Annotated in this window: 19 protein-coding genes; 7 read left to right on the top strand and 12 right to left on the bottom strand. The window is 44.7% G+C overall.

Going from position 1 to position 19353, the window contains the following annotated elements:
- Nucleotides 1-19: 19 nt before the first annotated feature.
- Nucleotides 20-850, bottom strand: a complete 831-nt coding sequence (locus QH73_RS22585; RefSeq protein WP_039714358.1) for a M48 family metallopeptidase — start codon at nucleotides 848-850, stop codon at nucleotides 20-22.
- Nucleotides 851-1549: 699 nt separating this feature from the next.
- On the opposite strand from QH73_RS22585, the gene QH73_RS22580 reads away from it, so the two are divergent.
- Nucleotides 1550-2257 carry a general stress protein gene (locus QH73_RS22580; RefSeq protein ID WP_039714359.1) on the top strand — a complete coding sequence of 236 codons (708 nt, stop codon included), beginning with the start codon at nucleotides 1550-1552 and terminating at the stop codon, nucleotides 2255-2257.
- 103 nt (nucleotides 2258-2360) lie between these two features.
- On the opposite strand, the gene QH73_RS22575 is transcribed toward QH73_RS22580, so the two are convergent.
- Together QH73_RS22575 and QH73_RS22570 are read right to left on the bottom strand one after the other, a co-directional pair.
- Nucleotides 2361-4457: a heavy metal translocating P-type ATPase gene (locus QH73_RS22575; RefSeq protein ID WP_039714360.1), complete on the bottom strand. Its 2097-nt coding sequence runs from the start codon at nucleotides 4455-4457 to the stop codon at nucleotides 2361-2363.
- Nucleotides 4458-4500: 43 nt separating this feature from the next.
- Nucleotides 4501-4833: a four-helix bundle copper-binding protein gene (locus tag QH73_RS22570; RefSeq protein ID WP_039714361.1), complete on the bottom strand. Its 333-nt coding sequence runs from the start codon at nucleotides 4831-4833 to the stop codon at nucleotides 4501-4503.
- Between the two features lie 421 nt (nucleotides 4834-5254).
- Between QH73_RS22570 and sppA the strand changes: the two genes are divergently transcribed.
- Complete coding sequence (sppA, locus tag QH73_RS22565; protein ID WP_052289885.1) at nucleotides 5255-6202, top strand: signal peptide peptidase SppA; 948 nt, start codon at nucleotides 5255-5257, stop codon at nucleotides 6200-6202.
- A gap of 3 nt (nucleotides 6203-6205) precedes the next feature.
- A complete protein-coding gene (locus QH73_RS22560; RefSeq protein ID WP_039714362.1) occupies nucleotides 6206-6727 on the top strand; it encodes a YIP1 family protein in 522 nt (173 codons plus the stop codon).
- Between the two features lie 38 nt (nucleotides 6728-6765).
- On the opposite strand, the gene QH73_RS22555 is transcribed toward QH73_RS22560, so the two are convergent.
- The 9 genes from QH73_RS22555 to QH73_RS22515 form a co-directional block, all read right to left on the bottom strand.
- Complete coding sequence (locus tag QH73_RS22555) at nucleotides 6766-7635, bottom strand: hypothetical protein (RefSeq protein WP_039714363.1); 870 nt, start codon at nucleotides 7633-7635, stop codon at nucleotides 6766-6768.
- 128 nt (nucleotides 7636-7763) lie between these two features.
- A complete protein-coding gene (locus QH73_RS22550) occupies nucleotides 7764-8426 on the bottom strand; it encodes a hypothetical protein (protein ID WP_132867484.1) in 663 nt (220 codons plus the stop codon).
- Between the two features lie 91 nt (nucleotides 8427-8517).
- Entirely contained in the window at nucleotides 8518-8964 is a 447-nt protein-coding gene (locus QH73_RS22545) for a PRC-barrel domain-containing protein (protein WP_132867483.1), read from the bottom strand.
- A gap of 444 nt (nucleotides 8965-9408) precedes the next feature.
- The gene (locus QH73_RS22540; RefSeq protein ID WP_039714365.1) at nucleotides 9409-9975 is read right to left on the bottom strand and encodes a DUF3611 family protein; all 567 of its coding nucleotides are present in this window, start codon (nucleotides 9973-9975) and stop codon (nucleotides 9409-9411) included.
- 100 nt (nucleotides 9976-10075) lie between these two features.
- Nucleotides 10076-11251 (bottom strand): HhoA/HhoB/HtrA family serine endopeptidase, encoded by a 1176-nt coding sequence (locus QH73_RS22535; protein WP_039714366.1) that lies wholly within the window; start codon nucleotides 11249-11251, stop codon nucleotides 10076-10078.
- A 225-nt stretch (nucleotides 11252-11476) separates the two neighbouring features.
- Nucleotides 11477-11767, bottom strand: coding sequence for an alcohol dehydrogenase catalytic domain-containing protein (locus QH73_RS22530; RefSeq protein WP_236147135.1), 291 nt, complete (start codon nucleotides 11765-11767; stop codon nucleotides 11477-11479).
- A gap of 358 nt (nucleotides 11768-12125) precedes the next feature.
- The gene (locus tag QH73_RS22525) at nucleotides 12126-12494 is read right to left on the bottom strand and encodes a response regulator (protein ID WP_039714724.1); all 369 of its coding nucleotides are present in this window, start codon (nucleotides 12492-12494) and stop codon (nucleotides 12126-12128) included.
- A gap of 163 nt (nucleotides 12495-12657) precedes the next feature.
- Nucleotides 12658-12819: a hypothetical protein gene (locus tag QH73_RS22520; RefSeq protein ID WP_165587766.1), complete on the bottom strand. Its 162-nt coding sequence runs from the start codon at nucleotides 12817-12819 to the stop codon at nucleotides 12658-12660.
- Nucleotides 12820-13011: 192 nt separating this feature from the next.
- On the bottom strand, nucleotides 13012-13908 hold the full coding sequence (locus QH73_RS22515) for a DUF3267 domain-containing protein (RefSeq protein WP_039714367.1): 897 nt from the start codon (nucleotides 13906-13908) through the stop codon (nucleotides 13012-13014).
- Nucleotides 13909-14211: 303 nt separating this feature from the next.
- Between QH73_RS22515 and QH73_RS28975 the strand changes: the two genes are divergently transcribed.
- The 4 genes from QH73_RS28975 to QH73_RS22500 all read left to right on the top strand — a co-directional run bounded on the left by QH73_RS28975 (nucleotide 14212) and on the right by QH73_RS22500 (nucleotide 19165).
- Entirely contained in the window at nucleotides 14212-14340 is a 129-nt protein-coding gene (locus QH73_RS28975; RefSeq protein ID WP_286194168.1) for a hypothetical protein, read from the top strand.
- Nucleotides 14315-16423 carry a hybrid sensor histidine kinase/response regulator gene (locus tag QH73_RS22510; protein ID WP_039714368.1) on the top strand — a complete coding sequence of 703 codons (2109 nt, stop codon included), beginning with the start codon at nucleotides 14315-14317 and terminating at the stop codon, nucleotides 16421-16423. Before QH73_RS28975 ends, QH73_RS22510 begins: the two co-directional genes overlap by 26 nt.
- 112 nt (nucleotides 16424-16535) lie before the next feature.
- A complete protein-coding gene (locus QH73_RS22505) occupies nucleotides 16536-17723 on the top strand; it encodes a response regulator (protein WP_132867482.1) in 1188 nt (395 codons plus the stop codon).
- A gap of 179 nt (nucleotides 17724-17902) precedes the next feature.
- Nucleotides 17903-19165, top strand: coding sequence for a fasciclin domain-containing protein (locus tag QH73_RS22500; protein ID WP_039714369.1), 1263 nt, complete (start codon nucleotides 17903-17905; stop codon nucleotides 19163-19165).
- Nucleotides 19166-19353: the final 188 nt, after the last annotated feature.

Here is a 19353-nt window from a genome sequence, read left to right as displayed (position 1 = left end):
TTGACTTTTAACTTGTTTACTAGTTCAACGGTTGGGTTTGTGCCTGATAGTTAGATTCATTTAATCCTGCACCTCGATTTGCTTGTTGGGAGTCGATAATTTTTTCCAGTCTGGCAATGCGATCGCCTGTTGCAGGGTGGGTACTTAGAAATGTAGGAACCGATCGCTGGCTGCGTAACTTTTCTAGAAAGTTAATCATAGCAACCTGGGCGTAACCAGCTTTTCCTAAAGTTTGTACGCCTCTGGCATCGGCTTGGAACTCATCAGAGCGGCTATTGGGACGGCGCAAAGCCAGTTCTACACCTAATTGCACTGCCGTACTTTCATCTAGACCAGCAGCAGAAGCCAGACCGCGTGCGATCGCAGTTTCTCGCATCTGTTCGATTAGATGTCTTTCGGCGATGTGACCGATTTCGTGTGCCAATACACCCGCTAGTTGTGCTTCATTATCTGCGGCTTTGAGTAAGCCCGTAGTGACGTAAACGTAGCCGCCAGAAGTAGCAAAGGCATTGATACTGTCGTCCTTGACGACTTGAAACGTGTAGGGGATGTCTGGGCGAGTGCTGTTTTTTGCCAATCGCTGACCGATGCGATCGACATAGTTATTGATGCGAGCATTGTTATAAAGTTGAAACTGTTCGCCAACCAACTGCTGGTTAATCTGCTTGCCTAGCTGGACTTCTTCTCGATCGGAAACGTTGTAAAGTTGATAGACTTGAGCGCCGCGAAGCAGCAATTCCCACAAAGGAGCGGCTGGGGCAGGTTGAGGCGCACCGACAACGACACCAATTGCGACTGAAGAGGTAATTAATGGATAAAACCAAGGGCGGCGGGGAGAAATGTTAGACATAACTTCGAGGGGTGCTTGGGCGATCGCGCGTCAAGCTTGAGAAATAAGGTTAATTCCAGGTTGAACTAAAAAAGTGGAAAAGTTGGGGAGGACGCTAATTTTACTGTGAAACCAACGACGGCTAAACCCTACCCAGGTTTAGGATTAAAAGGGGATCGACGATTCCAGCGAAAAAGCAAACCAACCAAAGCGATCGCTGGTTCGATCCAATCGTCTAACTCTTTTATATCAAATCTATTTAATAATCTGACAGCATCTAGTTAGTTTCTTTGTGATGTATTACTTATTCAAAAAATAGATATGCAGTATTACATAGTAGCTCCCCTTCTTTTGGTAGAGCCAAGCTAAATCTACAGACTGATGTAAATTTTGGCTACAGCATAGAAGCTAGTAATAACGCGCTCGACTGCTAGGTCTGCAAGCGAGGAACTGCCATCTAGCCCGATACAGTTCCAGAACCAAAAGCCCAGACCAGTCAAAGATGGATGGTATTAACTAAAAGTCTGTAAGTAAAGATGAATTGCGAGAGTGGTTTTAAACACTGGCTACTCGGATTGACAAGATTTTTAAAAGTGAAGAACTTGCAGAGATTTATCTACTTTTTGTAGAAGAACGCGCTAAGGCTAATACTTAAAATCCTTAGTTCCATCCAGCAATAGCGATCGCGTAGAGACATTCATTTGAGTATTAGGAGGAAAAATGGCAACTCAACAATACAAACGTGCAGTTGGTGTATTTCGCAGCCGTAGAGAAGCTGAAAACGCACTGAACGCATTAAGAGATTCCGGTTTTTCAACGGATCGAGTATCCGTGTTGGCTAAAGACGCAGACCGCAACGAAGAGATTGCAGGCGTAGGCGTACAAGACCGCAACGACATGAAAGATCGCGGTGACAACGAATCACCAGAAGGCGCTGGGATTGGTGCTGTAACTGGTACTGCTTTGGGTGGTGTTGGCGGCTTACTAGTAGGTCTAGAAGCTTTGATTATTCCAGGTGTCGGTCCATTTCTAGCAGCTGGGACTGTGGCAACCACCTTAGCTGGTGCTGGGATCGGTGCAGCAGCAGGTGCAATTGTAGGCGCATTGACTGGATTGGGAATTCCTGAAGAGGATGCTAAAGCTTACGACAAGCGCATATCTCAAGGCGATTACTTGGTAATGATCGAAGGTACGCAGTCAGAGATCGATCGCGCAGGTTCCCTGTTAAGAGATCGGGGCATCCAGCAGTGGAACGTGTACGATATGGAGGGCGGCGATCGCGCTGATGTTACTACCTCTCCTGCGCCAATGAATCGGCAAACAGCAACTTACACGGATGAGAATGTAGGCGATCGCCGAACCATAGATCTAGACAAAGACGATCGCCCTGAAGTTGAAATTGTCGATAAGCGAGAAGAGATTCGCTAGCTTTGTGCTGTAAACCCAAGCTATTCGCAGTGTGATTGAAAAATAACACTGCTTTTTTATATCATTTTTGCTTATTGCAGCAACATTACTACCTTATTATCCGTTAAGCCAGCTTGGCGCGGCGCAACAGCACGGCATTAATTGCCACAATTACCGTAGAAAGACTCATCAATAACGCACCTATGGCAGGAGATAACAGAATTCCCCAAGCATACGCAACTCCAGCAGCCAGAGGAATTGCAATGACGTTGTATCCCGTCGCCCAGAACAGGTTTTGAATCATCTTGCTATAAGTCTTCTGTGCCAAATTTAAAGCTTTGACGGCATCGAGCGGATCGTCCTCAATTAGGACTAAATCTGCCGATTCAATTGCGACATTCGTTCCCGCACCGATCGCAATGCCAATATTTGCTTCTAAAAGAGCAGCAGCATCGTTGATACCATCCCCCACAAACGCAGTTGCTCCTTCTCGTTTCAACTGGCTGATAATTTTGACCTTTTCTTCCGGTAAAACGCGGGCGTAATAGCGATCGATCCCTAAATCTTGAGCCACTGTTTTTGCAACAGCTTGGGCATCGCCAGTAATCATCACGACTTGAATGTTCTTGGCGTGTAATTGATTCACGGCTTGACGCGCCCGTTCTCTGACTCGATCTGCCATCGAGATGACGGCAATAGCTTGGCGATCGTCCATCAACACGACCGCACTCTCACCTCGTTCGTCTGCTTTTGCTAATCCTGCTTGCAGAGATGCAGAGATGGGCAATTTTTGTTCCGATACCCATTCTGGTCGTCCAATTCGGTAGATTTGACCGCGAATCTTGCCCTCTACTCCCCTACCCGTTACCGTTTTGAAGTCAGACATCTGCGGTAAATCCAGCCTTTGTTGTTGGGCGGCTGTCACGACGGCTTTAGCTAAGGGATGTTCGGAAGGAGTTTCTAAAGCAGCAGCGATCGCTAATGCTGTCATCTCATCCACGCGATCGACGTAAACTTTTTGTACGCCAAACCGACCTTCTGTTAGGGTTCCAGTCTTATCAAATGCCATTGTTTTAATATCTTTTGCCCGTTCCAGCGCATCGCGGTTGCGTACCAAGATCCCGTTTTTGGCGGCTAGACCTGTAGAATTAGCAATCACCAGGGGAATCGCCAACCCCAAAGCGTGAGGACAGGTAATCACGAGTACGGTGACGCTGCGATTGATGGCAAATAGTAGATCGCTTAGCCACAGCCAAACGACAAACGTAATCGTACCAGCCGCGATCGCGATTAGCGTCAACCAATATGCAGTGCGATCGGCTAATACTTGGTAGCGGCTTCTCGATCCTTGTGCCTCCTCCACCAAGCGCATAATTTGACTAATTGTGGTTTCGCCACCAATACGGGTGACTTTAACTTGTACCGAACCCTCACCATTGACAGAACCAGCGACGACTTCATCCCCCTGTTGTTTGGTAACGGGACGAGACTCTCCTGTAAGAAAGGACTCGTCCACGCTCGTATCTCCTTCAATTACCACGCCGTCATTGGGGATCTGTTCCCCTGGACGAATCAGAATGATATCTTCTACAGCAATTTCACTCACAGGCACATCTTCGATTTTGCTGCCTTGCAATCGATGAGCTTGCGTTGGCACGAGTTCGGCTAGATTCTCTAAAGCGCGGCTGGCTCCTGCTACAGAAGCCATCTCAATCCAGTGTCCTAGCAACATAATATCTACCAGTGTTGCCAGTTCCCAGTAAAAAGGCATCCCAGGCAAACCGAGGGAAACGGCAATACTGTATACAAAAGCTACGGTAATAGCCAATGCAATCAGCGTCATCATGCCGATTTTGCTGTGCAGTTCGCTCCAGGCTCCGCGCAAAAATACCCAGCCACCATAGAAGTAAATGACAATACTGAGGATAGGACTAATCCAGTTAGAACCAGGGAAAGCGATCGCTTCGTATCCCAGCCACTCTTGCAATTGTGCAGAGAAATAGAGGATGGGGATGGTGAGGGCTAAACAGATAAAGAACCTTCGCTTGAAAATTGCCGGATCGTGATGTCCGGCGTGTCCCCCATGTCCAGAATGTCCGGCGTGTCCGTGATGAGGAGTATCTGCACGTTGCTCGTGCTGGTGATGAGCGTGATGTGGGTTATGCTCCTCATGATGCGATCGCTCTTGGTGCTGCGCCTGTCCCCTACCATCTCCTTTCATCTGTCTGTCCCCGAATGACTCTTAGTTCTGAATTCAGAGTTAACTAGGCTCGTGCTGCGGCAATGCCTGCAATCTTGCGATATTCTTCCACTGCTTGACGGCAAGCTTTAGCACAGTTCTGGCAGTGTGGGTTATCGTGCTTTTCGCACTCGCTAGCACAAGCTTCGCAGATATCTATGCAGGCACGAACGACATTCGGAATGAAGCGGGAACTGCGACTCATAAAACCTGCGATCGTCCAACAGATTTGAGCGCAGTCGCGGCACAGCCGAGCGCATTCTGGCATCGAACCCAAACACTCATCGGCACAGTGTTCGCACTCGTAAGCGCAGTGAATTGCAGCGTCAATACTAGTTTGATATTGTTGATGAGGCATAATATTTCTCCTTTTAAACGCTTACTTTGCGAATATATAAATTTCATATACTCTACATCTCTATCTGACGAAGTAACATTAATTTCTATCAGATGAAGGGCGGGTATTTCATCGTAATTTCATTTCTTTGTGCCGCGATCGCTAATTGTGTTAAATATCACATTTCAACTTAGTTCGTGAAATTCAGGTGAGGAGATATTTATTGAGAAATCTGTACTAAAACTAGATCGAATCAATTCAACCCATAAAATTCAAGCGGCTGGCGAGCAATGCCTACTCTACTCTCTCAAGTAATGAGCAAACAAAAGATTTTTTTAAGGCAATATCGTTAATAAAGTTAAAGTTTATTAATAGATGAATTTAAGTTGAGATAAACTAACAGAAGATAGAAGCTGCTCTTGGAGGCAATTGTAGATATATCGTGCGCTTAGATCGAATTTTTGCCTTAGTCATAATTGTTATTTGCTTGCTGGCAGCACTGGGAAATTGGCTGGGTGGTCGCACTCCTAGAGCTGAAACTGCCATGTCTCCAGGTGGGACAGGTAGCACAGCTAACGTTGCTTTAATCGAAATCTACGGCACAATTAGCGATCGCCCCACAACTCCTTTCGGTAGCGTTGATAATTCTAATTCTAATGCCATTATTAAATCGATTCGGCAAGCTCGTAAAGACGGAGTAAAAGCATTTTTATTGCACATTAATAGTCCTGGTGGTACTGCTGCTGCTTCTCAGGCTATTTATAACGAACTGATGCGAGTCCGCCAAGAAACTCCAATTCAGATTGTTGCCAGTTTCGGCGACGTTGCCGCTTCCGGAGGGTATTACGTCGCTAGCGCGGCTCATCATATTGTCGCTAACCCCGCCACTACGACAGGTTCAATTGGAGTGATTATTCGCACTCAAAATTTATCTCCTTTACTAAATAAAATTGGAGTGGAAACAGGTAACATCAAAAGCGGTCAGTACAAAGATATTCTCTCGCCATTTCGAGATCTTTCAACTGGAGAACAGACAATTTTACAAGGGATTGTCAGCGAATCCTATCAACAATTTCTGAATGCTATAGTTGCGGGTCGTAACATTTCGTTAGAACAACTGAAACCACTAGCAGATGGACGGATATTTACAGGCGCTCAAGCACAACAAGTTAAGTTAGTCGATTCCTTGGGAAATACCCACGATGCTTTAATAAAAGCAGCTCAATTAGCCAAAATTTCTGGAGAACCGAGCGTGCGTAACTACTCTTCTCCTGGCTGGCAAGATTCTTTGGGCATCTTTTTCTCAACATCCTTAGAACAGTTTCTTCCCAGTTATCGAGAATTGCAAATGGCTCGCTGGCAGAAAATTCCGCTAGCTTTATGGGAATAAGCGATGCTCAATTCTCTCTACACCACATTTTTTAAACCAGTTGAAATGAGATTTTCCGCTCAAGTTGCGATCTCAATTGGGTTGCTAATCATCTTTATACTGGCATTCAATGCAGCAGGTGCGGCAGGACTGGGTGTAGGTGGAATTATCGGATTTGCATTACTGTTTCTGTTTGCTGGGTTGTTGGGGTGGTTTTGGTTATCTGCGGCGGTGAATTTACTAGCACAGTTATTGGGCGGACGAGCAGATGGACGTGCCACCATGCAAGCGATCGCTACTGGTCTTTATCCCCTGATTTTTACTGCGCCAGCGATCGCGATGAGTCGATGGTCTGAGGCTTTGGGAGATTTGTTCTCTTTTCTCATCAGCATCGCCGTGTTAGTAACGCTGACAATTGCTATCCATCGCGTACATGAAATCAGTTGGTGGAAAGCTATTTTCTGTTTGGCGATCGCGATAACTGCTTCCTTTTTTGCCCTATCAGGTTTAATCCTCTGGCCAGTAATGATTATTCTAGGAATGTAAAGAGCGCGATCGCCAACAACTATCTAAGTCATTCCTACCTATTTAGCTGCTCTGGGAATTGCAGACTGATAGACAGATTGAACGACGAGTACGGGCTTTTGGCTGTATTCTGCTTCTAGCTGTTTTACAAAACCCTCATCCCAATTGAAATCATATTCTCTTTCGAGGTCAGCGACGACTAAGGGACGCAGTACACCTGTGACGGCAACTGTCTGATCCTCTTTAACTGCCGTGTTTGCTGTGTTGCCTGTTTTAGGATTTGCTACTAACACGAGTAAGTCGCTAGCGCCAAATAGTTGGTCTTCATCCAGGGTAAAAGTAGTTGGACTGAGGATTTCCTCAACTTCGCCCGTTACAGCTAGAGTTCTGCCGTAATATTGTTTTGGATTTGAAGTAATTTCCCCTGGTTCGGGTGCGGGCGCGATCGACTGAGCGATAATTGCTGGTTTGCCCTCGTAGTCTACATACAGGTTCGGCTCCAACTCCAGAAAATCGTAGTCTCGATTAACATCAGCTATTACAAATCTGCGTACCTCACCTGTGACTTGAACTTCTGCATCGTCAGTCGGGAGAGCTAAAGGCTGCCCTGAAGCATTAACAACTAGAATGTTTTCATTGCCAAAAAATTCCTCGTCGCTAATCGTGAAAGTGTTATTACCAACTTTTCTCACGGGTTCGCTTCTTACCGTTACAGTCTTACCGATCAGTTGGGCAGTATTATCGGTCACTTCGTCTGTGGTAACGTTTCCTGCTGGAGATGCAGGAGTATTTGCTTGTGGCTGTGTCGCAGTCTCTCCTGTGGGAGCTGCTGGTCTGTTTGTTTCTAGTTGATTCGTGCAAGCCGGAAGAACGATCGCGGCTAGTGCTAAGGCGATCGCGCTTTTAGTATTCCAGATCTTATTTAACATTGAGAAAATCTCCTTGCACCTGTTAGGTAAGTCAAAAGTTAAAAGTCAAAAGTCAAAATGTTTAAATACAGTTTTGACTAGTGCTAGATGATTGTGGGTACGAATTATCTAGCCTTTGCGGAAGTGAATTAGTTCAAGAAGACTTGACCATCTTTTTGAATTCTCAGAACGCCTTGGTTACGATCGCGGGGGTTCGCGTCCTCATCTAACGCCACCTCTAGCGTTCCATCTTTGGATGCAGACATGGGCATGACTTGCACAAAACCATCGTCTTGGCGCGTAAAAGTCACGGTTACGGGTACAGGCAGATTTTGCAGTACAGTTTCTTCTCCGCCTGGTAAAACTCGGCGTTGTGTATACCCGACTGCCTCATAAGTAACGATCGCATTGGTATTATTCTTCAGTCTAACGCTGACGTTGCCATCCATCAGCATGACTTTAGCAACTGCCTGAGAGCGGTTCTCTGGTAGAGGTGGCGTGACAGGTGGGTTTGTTCGATCGCGCATTCTTGGGGAGTAGTAAGGATCTGCTGATGTTGCTCCTGGACGAGCTGCTTCAGGCGTACCTTGTCCTTGCACTATTCTAGTTGCGGCATTAGGAGGACAGCCTTCAGGAGCTAGGCGCGTACTATTGAAAGGTTCTTCGTAGTAAATCCGAGGACAAGGATTGAGTACCTGAGATCCCTGTGCCGATGCCACTAGAGGAATTGCTGATATACCAATTAGTAAGCCACCAAAAATGGTTCCTACTATCCCAACTTTTTTAGGTTGAATTCTATTTTTATTATGCATTTGAAACTCCAATTAAAAGTGTTTTGGTTAGATTCAAGCAGTTTGCATTAGCTACAAGAGGCGATCGCGTGCTACTTTTTGACAAAACAACTCATGACGGTTTGTTTAAAGTTGCAGTAGTATTCAATACCATTGGATCGATTGGCGCGATCGGCCCTGGTTGAATTGAAGGATTGTTGTTTGCAGGATGATAAGCATTGCTGACGCGAGCTTCACGATCGCGGTCGAGTTTCAAATCGTCATTAAATTCAGGTAAATTCTCTGCTTGTTCTTTTGTTAATCCTTCAGCGTCCACTCTTCTTTCTACAGCACTTACTCGCGCTTTTTCTATTGGAAGTAAAACTTCTTTTCCAAAAATCCAAAAACCAAGATCGACAATCAGATATCGAAACTTTCCCGTGTCTTCATCCACTAAAATATCTTTGACTGTGCCAACTTTTTCGTCTTCATTTGCATACACAGTAAATCCAATAACAGCACTATCTCTCATTCTATTTATCATCTGCGGATAGAGATCTTTCAGTTTTAGTAAAGCCATTTTTTTAATTAGCGTTCCGTTTCAGCGATCGAATAGATTCTACGTAGGCAAGAGTATTAGCCTCACTCAAGTCAGGAAGCCTGCCATAGAGATTATTGTTTGCGATCGCATCTGACTATCCCAGGCAGTAAAGAGAAAAAGTTGAGCGCTCAACTGGGGGGTGTAAGTTCAATTGTTTGAACTGGTGTACAGTTCGATCGTTTCCGTTTCGACCGAATCTATTTTCAGATTAGATTCAAATAGTGGAAAACTCGTGGAGAAACCTAATTTCTCCACCATTTGCTACTTAAGATAGACTTTGACTCAACCAATTGGAGTAGTTGCTAGCCTCAAAGCATTTTTGAACCAAGTCCTAAAACGCTTGAAATCGGAACACATCCGCCTATTGAAGTTCACGATCTCAACTTTTAACTTTTAACTTTTGACTTTTGACTTTTGACTTGCTTAGTCTATCCATTCGAGTAGTCCTAAAGAAGTAAGACTACCAACTAAGTGAGTACCAATTAAATTGACATTAGCTAGGATGACAAGAATATCGAACGAACGAATCACATTTCCCTGCTGGTACACAGCTATGCCTTGGGGTACAGCTAAAGATTGTGATAGCACGGCGATCGCGCTAACCTCAGATGCGATAAAAGCTAACAACATTCCCACAAAACTCGCGATTAAACCAATCTTCAAAGCTTGAATTACTTCTTCTTTGCGCGGATGCACGGTGCGATCGCTCGACTGCAAGCGTCTGGCTAAAACTCGTCCTCTAAATGCCCAAAATATTCTAAAAGCAGCAAGTAATACGCCAATTACAGCAAAAAAGATACTAAAACCAATGGCTGCATTATTTGTGACTGCACTGAGGCTGCGGCTAAAGACGGCAAAGATTAAAATAATACCGGAAGTACTAGCTAACGCCAACTGTATCCAGAAGCTAAAGCGGCTGACAACGCGAAAAGTAGCAGCAAATCGCTGTTTCGTTGGGGTTGGAAGAGAATTTTGGATTAACTCAGACATGGTTTTCTCCTGCGAGGGTATGTCGCTTATGTTTATAAAAAGTTTTCAACAGAAAATAATTGCCTAGAAGTAGAGTTGACGATTTACAACCAAAAATCTTCTATCTGGAGGGAGATGGTAACTGTTCTGGTTTCAACGTTAGCTGTTGAGTCGAGCCATTACGATTGACTGTAACCTGTAATGTCTTGCCTAAATTCGTTGCTTCTACTGCGTCTTGTACAGAGTCAGCATTTTGAATTTCGGTTGAGTTAATTTGAGTAATAATGTCACCAGGACGCAAACCAGCACGCGCTGCTGGAGAGTTAGGAGCAACTTGTACGATTAAAACTCCCCGTTCTTGCGCGACTTTAAAACCAAGGTTACTTTGATTAATTTCCTGTTGAATTTCTGGTGTTAGTTCAATCAGTCGCACGCCGATATATGGATGTTCGACTCGACCAGTTGTAATTAACTGCTCGGCAATTCTTTGAGCTGTATTAATTGGAATCGCAAAGCCTAAACCTTGCGCTCCGCCAATGATTGCAGTATTCACGCCAACAACTTCGCCTTGAGCATTAAGTAAGGGTCCACCAGAATTACCTGGATTGATTGCTGTATCAGTTTGAATAAAATCAAGCCGTTTGTCGTTGACACCAATATCAGAACCACTGCGTCCTGTAGCGCTAATAATTCCTTGAGTTACGGTATTGTCTAAACCTAAAGGATTACCAATGGCGATCGCCCATTGTCCGACAGCAATATTATCGGAATTAGCCAGCTCAACTGTAGGTAAATTTGTCCCCTCAATATCAACTACTGCTACATCTGTAACTGGATCTGCACCCACAACTTTTCCAGCAAAACTCCGACCATCTCTTAACACGACTGATACTTTATCAGCTCCTTCTACCACATGGGCATTAGTCAGGATGCGACCATCTTGGCTGATAATAAATCCCGAACCGATACCGCGTTGAACTTTCTGTTCGGGAGGAAATGGATTTTCCCCAAAAAATCGCTCAATCAGAGGATTGCTAAAAGCTGTGGGAACTTCAACTGTACGGGTAGCATTAATCCGTACAACTGCCGCTCCTACATCTCGGACAACTTCAGTGACAAAGTTAGGATTATTTTGTAAATTTGCTGCTGGTTGGGTCGGTGAAGGTTGGACTTGAACTTCTCTATTTCCAAAAGATTCGCATCCTGCAGAACTGCCAATTACAAGTATGCCTAGATATAAGACTGGTTGTTTGAAAATTCGCTTAATTGTCTCCCCACGCCATTTTTGTGATTTCATGACTGCAAGCCTTTCTAAATAGCTTTAACTAACTCTGGATCTGAAGACAGAGCTAACTTCAACTTAGATTGCAATGGTGGAAAACTCGTGGAAGCCTCCCCTAATCGGTTGAGGAAGCTTGAAAAGCGATTGCGAGTGAATTGTAGAGATTACGCTGCGACTCCTGGGATTAATTCTACCTTCACCCAGCCTGGTTGTCGTCGAGCGAATGCCTTATAGCGTTTTTCAATTGGGTAAAATACACGTCCGTAGGGGCGCACAGCCGTGCGCCCTACCCGTATCACGCACACAATCGAAAATTGCTATTATACGCATCAATAACAGACACGCATTAGCAAAGGGAATCCGAGCGTATTCTGCTTGCAAGCCGTTAAAGAAACCAGTCTCGGCAGGACCACCGAAAAAAGCCGTCCCTGCACTACTACCGTTGGGATTAGAATTATCGCATTGAGAATGATACCCCGAACAACAATAAGAACAGTAGCCGCAAGCAATTGTTGAAGGAATGACAACCATTACAAATACTCCTAAATCATCAATTCAACAGCTCTCTTAGCGATTAAAATTGAAGCTAGCACGCCCGCTGTTTGCTACTTAAGTACGAGCGATCGCTACTACTACAGAAAAGAGAATCTAGCAATCTATGCTAAATTTTTCAACAAGATTTTTCGCCAAAAATTGAGTTTTTTAGATGGCATGACACCTACGATCGGTCACGCTAAAGCAGGCGAAGTCTTGTTTGCCAACTTTTGTATTATTAACATTACCAAGAAAATCACGTACACCAGTAAAATTTCAGATGCGATGGAAGATATTTATAAAGCGGGCAACTGCCGAAATCTAAGTATAGGTGTGAGCAGACAAATGTTTCTATTTAAGCTAAGGCTGCCTCCACTTGTTCGGCAAGCTTTAAAGGATTAAATGGTTTATTAAGTACACCTCTCACACCTAAATGGTCAAATTTCTGTTCGATAAAACGTCCTCTGGCCGTGAGTAAAATTACTGGAATCTTGCTAGTTCTTGTATTAGATTGGAGTTTTTTTAAAGTAGATAAACCATCTTCATCGGGCATCATAATATCTAAAAGAATTGCGTCTGGCTGGTTATCTTGGGCTAAATGAAAGCCTTCCCGACCAGAATGAGCAGTTATTACCTGCCATCCTCCCATAATTTCCAAGCAGGTTTGAACCAATTTTAGAATATCATCTTCGTCATCAATGACTAAAATTTTTTTGCTCATCACTATTTTCTTCTCCTTCTCAATTTCAAGCGAATTATTGCTGGATGCGATCGCTTGCTGTTTTTGCATTCAAAAGTTTTGATTTATTTAAAAAGAATACTACAACTCGAAAATTCACGTTAAATTTTTACATCTTCCGATTGTAAGTATTAATACATACTTACCTTCATGCTTGAATATTTGTTTGTTCTAATTTACCCAGCTCTTGCTCGTTGACGAAGTTTTTAGCAAAATGATTGATTAACGCACCGATCGCAAAGAGAGTAAATAGCGTAGTAATTGCCATAATAATACTCAGCATGACGTTACTAGGACGAGGATTTCGCATAAAAAACCATTTTTATTGAATTTTTAGACCGAATCGCTCAGAAATCATCAGAAAGCATCTTTACAGCGTGAATATGCTATGACTCATGCTCTAAACAACAAAGTTTGTTGATGTAAAGAGTCTGATTTGTTCTTTAATATAAGAGCTAAAAGTGGAAAAGTGGTGGAGATTTAGAGCGGTTAAAAATAACGTTTACGATTCTGAGCGATCGCTCACCGACTTAAACAACACTCCTAATAGACTAAGTACGGTAGCGATCGCTATCCAGAGCCACGGGTTAAACGAGATCCAAAATCCTTTGGGACTATTTTCCCAATTTAAAAGCTGTAAAGAATCAGTGCCAACTGTAAATGAAGGCACGTTTAAAAGATCGAATAATATAGGTAGGAGAAAACTGACGAAAATTATCAATCCAATTACTAAAACGGTCAAATCTAGCCATTTTTGGAATGTAGATTTAGTCATGCCGCGTTGTCGAAAAGGCAGGGAACGAGCATCGACATCAGCAGGCGCGTAAATAGCTACTCCTGTCTTACGGTCTTCCACTGTAACCGATCGCGGACAGCGCAGCAGTAGCGTTGCAATCCAAAGATCGCCACTTGCGCCAGCAGTATTGAGAATGGCTACCCAGCCTAACCAAGGCGCTTGAGGTAAAACAGCTAGTAACAGTATAGCGATCGCGTCGATCGCAAATAAAGGAGCCAGCGAAATGACTAAAAAAGCATTGCGAGAAAAACGCCTTCTCGGTGCAGTCGTGTAACCGTAGGGAAGAAAATGTTCGATTCCTATTCCAGATCGCGGTTTACCACCAAAGGCAATGAAAGCCAAACCGTGTATAAGTTCGTGGATCAGAAATGTACCGACAGGAATTGCGACAAAATAAACTAAAAACAACATAATTTGCCATGCTTGTTGAGAATAGACTGCGGCATCGAAAATCCACGATCGCTTATATCCGTGAATCACTTGGTAAAAACTACTAATAGCTGCTGCTGTGATGACAAACAAAATAATACTCAAGCTACTCCAACGCATGGCTAGTGAGGGAGTGAGGCAAAAAACATGAATTGGGCGATTGTCGGAAAACATCTGCCAAGAGATAGAATTCTAATTTTGCCTCATCTGGCGCGACAGCAGTACAGGTAGTACGAACCAGTCAGATGCACCAACACAAGAGCAACGATCCATCAGATCGCGATCGCGTGCGCTTTGCGCGATCGCCACCTGGATGAATATTGCTCGGTTGTGAGATTTAGAGTCATACAGACAGTTCTGCTGACTCTAGAGTTAGTGCCTCAATGAGCAGGAGTGTGTGTGAGATATACTACCTATACAACTGTCGAACTTCAGAAAAGGCGTAGGTCTTGAGAACCTTACGTTTTCTAAGGTAGGGTGCAAAAGTGGAAAAGTCGGGCAGAAAAGAATGACAAGCAAATTACCTGCGATGAGTCAACCGATTGCGCCAACATAGAAATGCCAGCCCAAATTGTAGAATATGCTCGGTTCGATACGTCACTTTAAGGGCTACGGCGTTGCTGTTATCGCCGTTGCTGTTGCTTTTCTCTTAACACAACTGATCTGGTGGCTGATCCAGCCTCATCTCTATCCACTATTCCTAGCTGCGGTGATGGTGAGTTCCTGGTATGGCAGTATGGGACCTGGATTATTTGCCATTGCATTGTCCTCTGTATTGTGTGCCTACTTCTTTGTTCCCCCATTTTATTCGCTGGCAGTCGAGCGAGATGGGATCGATGGGTTACTCCAGTTTGTGCTAGTAGCACTACTGATTAGCTACCTCAACACAAGATTGCGCTCTACCCAAGAAATAGCCGAACGCAATGCGCGGGAAGCCCAACAAAATTATGAGTTTTTACGTCAAAGCCAAGAAAGCCTGCGCCGCAGCGAAGAACGCTATCGCATATTAGTAGAAGGAGTCACAGAATACGCCATTTTCATGCTAGACCCAAACGGGATCTTTGCTAGTTGGAATGTTGGTTCGGAGCGGATGCTAGGCTACTCAGAGGCAGAAATCATCGGTCAACCTTTTGCGCGGATTTTTACATCAGAAGCAATACGGCAAGGCTTACCCGCCCAAGTGCTACAAATGGCGATCGCCGAAGGTTTTTCGAGAGAGAATCGCTGGCATATTCGTAAGGATGGTACGTACATTTGGACTCACTGCATCATCACTGTCTTGCGAGATGAGAGTGGAAATCTGCGGGGTTTTGCCAAAATTATGCAAGACATTACAGGGCGCAAGTTAGCTGAAGAAGAACGGGAGGAATTGCTACTACGCGAACAAGCTGCCCGCGCCCAAGCCGAAGCAGCCAACCGCGCCAAGGATGATTTCTTAGCTGTAGTGTCCCACGAATTACGTACTCCGATGACGGCGATCGTCGGTTGGGCTGGAATGTTGCAAACGGGTATGTTAGATGAAGGTCGAGCGACTCTAGCAATGGAGACAATCGAGCGCAATGCCACCTTGCAGATGCAACTCATTGAAGACCTGCTCGATATTTCCCGCATTGTCAGGGGAGATATTCCGCTCAATTTCGATCGAGTCGATCTCGCCAGAGTCATCACCGCAGCAATTGAAGTCGTAGAGCCAACTGCTAATGAGAAAGCGATCGCTTTGGAATTTATGCGGGAGTCGGGAGTCGGGAATCGGGAGTCGGGAGATAGCGATCGCTCATCCATTATCTGGGGTGACGCAGAACGCTTGCAACAAGTGGTGTGGAATTTACTTTCCAATGCAATCAAATTTACTCCTGAAGGGGGAAGAGTTGAGGTGCGGCTGGAAAAAGTCAAAAGTCAAAAGTTAAAAGTCAAAAGTTTAACTGAAGACCAACTACCTTCACGCAGTGTAGCGCCAGCGTCTACTACCAATTACCAACTACCAACTACCAACTTTGCCCAAATCCAAGTTACCGATACGGGCATAGGTATCAGTCCTGAATTTCTCCCCTACGTTTTCGATCGCTTTCGTCAGGCAGATAGCACGAGCGTTAGATCGAATAAAGGCTTGGGCTTGGGTTTGGCGATCGCCCGCCACTTAATCGAACTACACGGTGGCACAATTCGCGTCGATAGTCCAGGCAGAGGACAAGGTACTACATTTACAATCGAACTCCCCATTTCAGAAAGAGTATCTGGAGCAGGGGAAGCAGAAGAAAAACTTACCCCTCACTCCTCACTTCTCACTCCTCACCCCTCTCTTCATGGCTTGCGAGTATTAGTTGTGGATGACGAAGCTGACGCGCGGCAGTGGATTGCGATCGTACTGGAAGAGTCAGGCGCAGAAGTTATTGCCGTTGGTTCGGTGGAGGAGGCACTTGAGGCAATAGAACGACAAAGACCGGATGTACTCATCAGCGACATTGGAATGCCAGGGGAGGATGGCTATGCGCTGATCCGTAAAATCAGAGAACTGGAACCCCAACTGGGCGGAACTATTCCCGCCGTAGCACTCACAGGATATGCCAGAGAAGAAGATTACACCAAAGCCCTAGCAGAAGGGTTTCAGCTCCACGTCGCTAAACCAATCAGAGCAGCTGAATTAGTAGCTGTGGTGACGAGTTTAGCTAAAATGGCTGGAAAACTTTAAGAAGGGTGTGGGGTGTGGGGTGTGGGGTGTAGGGCATCCCTATCAATAAAATTGAGGAGATTTAATGTAGTATTCTATCTGTCTAAAGATTAAGCTGCGTTACTTTTGATAGATGTTTGGTGCAGCTAAAAAAGTCTTTAGTGGAGTTAGAGAGTCTACTGTTGTCACAAATAATTTCATCAGAGGTAGGCGATCGCCGATGAAAATTCTCGTGGTTGAGGACGATAATTCCATAGCTCAAGCTGTTGCGGCAACGCTGGCACAACAGCAGCATTGTCTTGTTGATATTGCCACTGACGGTCAAGAGGGCTGGGAATTAGCCACAGCATTCAGCTACGATTTAATTTTGCTCGATGTCATGTTGCCTAAACTAGATGGTACGAGTTTATGTCGGCAACTAAGGCAAAAAGGCGATCGCATACCAATTCTGATGCTGACGGCGAAAGATAGCAGCTCTGATAAAGTTGTGGGATTAGATGCTGGTGCGGATGATTATGTCGTCAAACCGTTTGATTTTCCCGAATTAATCGCTCGCGTCCGCGCTTTATTGCGTCGAGGTAGTACCGCTTTACCACCAGTATTAGAATGGGGCGATCTGCGGCTCGATCCGAGTAGCTGCGAGGCGACATACGGGCAGCAAGTTTTGCCGTTAACTCCAAAGGAGTATACACTGTTAGAGCTGTTTCTCCGCAACCCGCGACGGACATTTAGCCGCAGCGCGATCGTCGATCGCCTGTGGAATTTAGAAGACCCGCCGCAGGAGAACACAATCAAGTCTTACATCAAAAGCTTGCGTCACAAACTCAAAACTGCTGGTGCGCCCACGGATTTTATTGAAACAGTTTACGGTTTGGGCTATCGTCTCAAACCTCTAGATTCAGAAACTTCTCATCCAGAACCAACTGCGTCGGATTTGGATGAGATGCAGCAAGAAGTTTTATCAGTAGTCGTCAAATTTAGGGAAGTTTTTACAGCAGGAATCGGCGATCGCCTCGCGGTGTTAGAGCAAGCGGTAGAAGCTTTATGTCGCGGTACGCTTTCGCCTGAGTTGCAAAAACAAGCTGTGCGAGAAGCTCACAAACTAGCAGGTGCTTTAGGCAGTTTTGGTTTTACTCAAGCCTCGCACTTGGCTCAAGAGATCGAGTCTTTGTTAGAAGCCAAAAATGGCGTTAGCGAAACGGCTCCTCTGGAGCATCGCTCTACTAGTTGTCTGCGTTTGTGTCAGCTTTTAGAAGAGTTGGAGAAGCAAATACAGGAAACTCCCGACAAAACAGATTTAGGGAAATTGTTTCTCAATTAAAAATTATTTCAACTTCTCCACCAGTTTTCCACTATTACGACTTAACCTCAAGAAGATAGCTAGTTCAACAGATAACTCGATAGTTGATGCGATCGAGGTCGCTGGTGGATTATTCGAGTTGATTTTAAATTTATCAAACATTATCCAATTTTAACTAGAACATCACAAAAAAGGATTCCATGAAGAGTTTATTTCGTCGATCTGCTTTAAGCACCGCCTTGCTAGCTTTTGGGATATCAATTGGTGTTGTAAGTCCAAACACAATTTCGCAATCTGCTTTCGCACAAGATTCTACAACTCCTGCTTCTCCATCTCCCGCTCAAGGTACAACGACTAACTTTTCTGATGTTGGGGCTGACTATTGGGCGCAACCATTTATTCAAGCCCTAGCTGCTAAAAACATCATTACTGGCTTTCCCAACGGGACTTTCAGACCAGAACAGCCCGTACAGCGAGCTGAATTTGCTGCGATGATTCAAAAAGCTTTCAACCAAAAGTCAGTACGTCAGTTAACTGAACCTGGATTTAAAGATGTCCCACCCGACTACTGGGCGGCGGCGGCGATTGAGTCAGCATACGAAACGGGGTTTATGGGAGGCGTACCTGGAGGAGTTTTTCAGCCAGCGGAGGATATTACTAAGTTACAGGCGATCGTTGCTTTAGCAAATGGCTTAAATTTGACGAGCGATCGCTCTCTCCAGAATATTATCAGTACTTCTTATTTAGATGCTGAAGCAGTTCCAGCTTATGCTACAGGTGAAGTTGCAGCCGCAACCCAAGCTAACCTGGTCGTTAATTACCCCAATGTCAGACAACTCAATCCACAACAACCGCTGACGAGAGCAGAAGCCGCAGCTCACTTGTACCAAGCTTTAGTACGACTAGGGCAGGTACAACCGCTAGCTAGTAATGTAGCAGCAACTCAGTATATTGTGGGTCGCAATAGTAATGTGAGTCAAACCACCCCAAATACTCAAACTCCTCAAACTTCTAGTGCGACAGCTGCAAATAACTTGGTTGCAGTAGCAACCTCAAACGAATCTTTTTCCACGCTGACTTCTTTATTAAAAGCTACGGGGCTAGCAGAAAGCTTGCAAAAACGAGGACCTTTTACAGTTTTTGCTCCTACCAACGAGGCATTTGCAGCTCTACCCCAAGGAACTTTGAAAAAGTTGCAACAGCCAGAAAATAGTGAAGTTCTGATGCAAATTTTGATGTATCACTTGGTTCCTGAGCAACAAACCGCCAAAGAACTCTCGGCGGGAGAATTGAAAACGCTGGCAGAAAGACCTGTAAACATTCAAATCGATCCGGCTGGAAATCAAATTTCCGTCAACGATGCCAGAGTAATTCAACCAAACATTCAAGCTAGCAATGGAGTCATCCATGCAGTGAACGAAGTTCTCCTACCACCCAATTTAGATCTGAGTCAGTTGCAATAGTTCAAAGGAAAGATTAACAACTGCAAACAAATCGATCCTCAATATCCAGACCGAAGACTCGCTCTTTTCGGTTCTGGATTTGACTCCGGTACTTACGATTATTCTTCTGCAGCGATTGTAGGTAAAGAAGGGACAACTCTTGGTAACTATACTGCTAGTGAAGTAGAACGTAATTTTGTTTAATCTCA

It is taken from the genome of Scytonema millei VB511283, from assembly GCF_000817735.3.
GTDB lineage: Bacteria > Cyanobacteriota > Cyanobacteriia > Cyanobacteriales > Chroococcidiopsidaceae > Chroococcidiopsis > Chroococcidiopsis millei_B.
This window is presented reverse-complemented; position numbering and strand designations above follow the sequence as displayed.